This window comes from Rhodothermales bacterium (assembly GCA_034439735.1).
GTDB lineage: Bacteria > Bacteroidota > Rhodothermia > Rhodothermales > JAHQVL01 > JAWKNW01.
The window spans coordinates 1-3,457 of sequence record JAWXAX010000096.1; the positions used below are offsets into that span (position 1 = coordinate 1).

At 60.7% G+C, this 3,457-nt stretch carries 4 protein-coding genes; all 4 read left to right on the plus strand.

Annotation, left to right across the window (positions count from 1 at the left end; genetic code table 11):
- A partial coding sequence (locus SH809_07880) for a hypothetical protein (GenBank protein MDZ4699608.1) occupies nucleotides 1-505 on the plus strand: 505 nt, incomplete at its 5' end.
- A gap of 72 nt (nucleotides 506-577) precedes the next feature.
- On the plus strand, nucleotides 578-835 hold the full coding sequence (locus SH809_07885) for a hypothetical protein (GenBank protein MDZ4699609.1): 258 nt from the start codon (nucleotides 578-580) through the stop codon (nucleotides 833-835).
- 1,074 nt (nucleotides 836-1,909) lie between these two features.
- On the plus strand, nucleotides 1,910-2,617 hold the full coding sequence (locus SH809_07890) for a succinate dehydrogenase cytochrome b subunit (GenBank protein ID MDZ4699610.1): 708 nt from the start codon (nucleotides 1,910-1,912) through the stop codon (nucleotides 2,615-2,617).
- The coding region (locus SH809_07895; GenBank protein MDZ4699611.1) for an FAD-binding protein at nucleotides 2,618-3,457 on the plus strand (840 nt) is incomplete at its 3' end. It abuts the gene before it with no gap.

A 3,457-nucleotide genomic window follows, 5' to 3' on the forward strand; every position in this document is an offset into this window, starting at 1 on the left:
CTTCACGGCCTTCGCGCCCTTCACGGGGCTCACGGCCTTCGCGCCCTTCACGGGGCTCACGGCCTTCGCGCCCTTCACGGGGCTCACGGCCTTCGCGCCCTTCACGGGGCTCACGGCCTTCGCGGCCTTCGCCGGGCTCACGGCCTTCGCGGCCTTCGCCGGGCTCACGGCCTTCACGGCCTTCGCGGCCTTCGCGGGGCTCACGGCCTTCACGGCCTTCGCGGGGCTCACGACGGTCAACTCGGGCTTCGCGGGGCTCACGGCTTTCGCGATGCTCCGGTTTTTCGCGCTCATCGGGAATATCGACACGGCTTTCGATCGGCTCGTGGGCATCCCCATTGGCAGAAGGGGCTACGAGTGCCTCAGCGGCATCGACGGGAAGGTGGACGTCATCGGAAGGGGCGATTACATCCTGGGGTACATCCTGCGGCGCACGCGAGTCGCGGCGGCGGCCGCGTGTTTGCTCCTGTTCTTCGGAGCGCTGCCGGGTGCGTCGCTGAGCTGAGCGTCGGCGGCCGCGCGATTTCATGTCGACGCGGGCGCGGGGTTTTTCCTCTTCGGACTCCTCATCCCCGTCGTGCATCGCGACCTCAAGCTCGTCGTGCGGTTCGATCTCCAGGGGATCATCGGCCACATCGTCGAGCGAGGTCACTTCCAGTTCGTCATCATCCGGGCCGGCCGTGTTGTGTTGACCGCGGGGGCGTCTGCGTTGCGAGAGGCGCGAAACCGCCGAGGGGGGTGCACTACGCTCGGCGCTTTTTTGGACGCTTGGCGCATCCTGTTCGAGCAACTCAAGCCACTCCGGCAGGTTATCCGCCAGATCGGAGAAGTGTAGGAAGGCATCCTGTTTCTGGCCGATATCGATAAAGGCCGCCTGGATACTCGACATCGTCCTACGGACGCGCCCGAGGTAGATGTCGCCTAACGTGCGCTCATTATCGGGATCCTCAATGTAAAGCTCGACCAGTTCTCCGTTCTCGATCAGCGCGATGCGCGTCTGATTCTTCTCTGCATTGATAATGATTTCTTTCTGCATACAGTGTGCTGGCGCGCACACCTGGCGAACTGGCATCCCGGTAGCCCGATGGTGCGGGCCCCTGTTGATGGAGTGGAGGCTCTTCCAATGTGACAGTCTTACCGGGCATTCTCTGGAACGCGAGGCCGGCGTCGGGTACAGTACCCCCGAGATCGCCTATCCAGGGCAGAGTGGTGGAGCGGGTAGACACGAACCCGCGCGGTAAGACGGAAATCGGCCAGTTCGAGAGGTGCTGGGTGCACGCTCGGAAATAAGAGAATAAATAGGGCTGGAGATGGGTCAGGACCTGGCCGATTGAGGCCAGACATGCCCGGAGTACGTTGTACACGACAATTAACTCGAACACGCTGCGGGAGAGAAGGACGCGCATTCGCCTATCCACACTCCCCGGCTGCTGTACGCAACGACAGCGGCGGCAGCTATCATAGTGCGCCACGCCCTCGAGTCCGAGGCAATGGCAGAAGGCGCTTCATCCTGTTCGCCGGACACCTGGTGCAGTACGCCGGCGCCCGAGCCGGGCCACGACGTACACGCGAAACGGGTGGGTCGAAAGTTCACTTGCGACAGTGCGCAGTACACCTGGATCAAAGTGCATGAGCCGTTTTAATCGCCGTCCGCGCGGAAATGATCCCACGGGTTCCCGGCAGGCGCGACGGGCCATCGTCAAATTTTTCCGAAACATAGCTAGGGGAGGGTTGTTCGGGTGTAGCTGTCAAAAAAAGGGTCTCACGTGGCCGTATTTTCCTGGCACTTTGCCGTATCATGGTCCGGCATTTAAGGAACCGTCTACTCATGAAAATGACCAGATCCATGGTGAAGCCATCGGGTTCAGTCCTGGTGAGTTCAATCCTGTAGAGCGCTGCGCAGCGAGTTATGAAAACGGATACAGATCAGAAGGCGCCGGCGATTCGTTCGCTGTTCTCGTCGCCTGTTGGAAAAAAGATACTGACCGGTATTACCGGGCTGGGACTGATACTGTTTGTCCTGATGCACGTGTCCGGCAATCTCTCCTATTTCAACAGCTCGGATGCGTACAATTCCTATTCGCATTTCCTATTGAGCCTGGGGCCGCTCCTGTATGTGGTCGAGTTGGGGTTGGTGGCGTTTTTTGCCGTGCATGCGGTGCTTGGCATCCGGATCTACCTGGGTAAACGTCGGGCGCGGACACACGGCTATAAATCGTATGCGTCGAGGGGTAAGCCCAGCATGCAGACGTTCAGTTCGCGGAGCATGATCGTGACGGGCATCCTGCTGCTACTCTTCCTGTTCATCCACATCAAGACCTTCAAGTACGGAACGTATTACGAGACCGTGGTGGACGGCGTGCCGATGCGCGACCTGGCCCGGCTGCTCACGGAAACGTTCCAGAGCCCTGTGTACACGTTCGGGTATGTAGCCATCATGGTGCTGCTCGGCGTCCACCTTCGCCACGGTTTTTGGAGCGCCTTCCAGTCGCTCGGTGCGATGAATCCCCGTCTGACGCCCGTGGTGTACGGGCTGGGCGTCCTGATCGCGCTGTATATCACCATTGGATTCCTCGTTCTTCCGCTTTGGATCTTCTTTACGGGAGGTAATGCGTAAATGACACTCGACGCCAAAATCCCTGCCGGCCCACTCGAATCGAAGTGGAACCAGTACTTGAAGAATATCAAGCTGGTCAGCCCGAACAACAAGCGTAAATACACTGTCATTGTCGTGGGCACGGGGCTCGCCGGCGCGTCCGCGGCGGCCACGCTGGCCGAGTTGGGGTACAACGTAAAGGCGTTGTGCATACAGGACTCATCGCGTCGGGCGCACAGCATCGCCGCGCAGGGCGGCATCAACGCTGCGAAGAACTACCCCGGCGACGGCGACAGCGTCTGGCGGTTGTTTTACGACACGATAAAGGGAGGCGACTACCGCTCGCGCGAGGCGAACGTCTACCGGCTCGCTCAGATCAGCAACGCCATCATCGACCAGTGCGTTGCTCAGGGCGTGCCGTTCGCGCGCGAGTACGGCGGCCTGCTGTCGAACCGCTCGTTCGGCGGCGCGCAGGTGTCGCGCACGTTTTACGCGCGTGGGCAGACCGGGCAGCAACTCTTGCTGGGCGCCTACAGCGCACTCAGCCGTCAGGTGGAAGCCGGCACGGTGATGATGTTGCCGCGCCAGGAGATGCTGGACCTGGTCGTAGTGGATGGCCGCGCCCGCGGTATTATCACCCGAAACCTGGTCACCGGCAAGCTCGAGCGTCATCACGGCGACGCCGTGTTGCTATGTACGGGCGGTTATGGAAACGTCTATTACCTGTCCACGAACGCCAAAAACTCGAACGTAACCGCCGCATGGCGCTGTTATAAACGCGGGGCGTTGTTCGCCAACCCGTGTTTCACGCAAATCCACCCGACCTGTATCCCCGTTTCGGGCGACTACCAGTCCAAGCTC

What these genes read in the sequence shown, in the direction of transcription:
- SH809_07890 (MDZ4699610.1), top strand. Translation starts at nt 1,910, where the DNA reads ATGAAAACGGATACAGATCAGAAGGCGCCGGCGATTCGTTCGCTGTTC.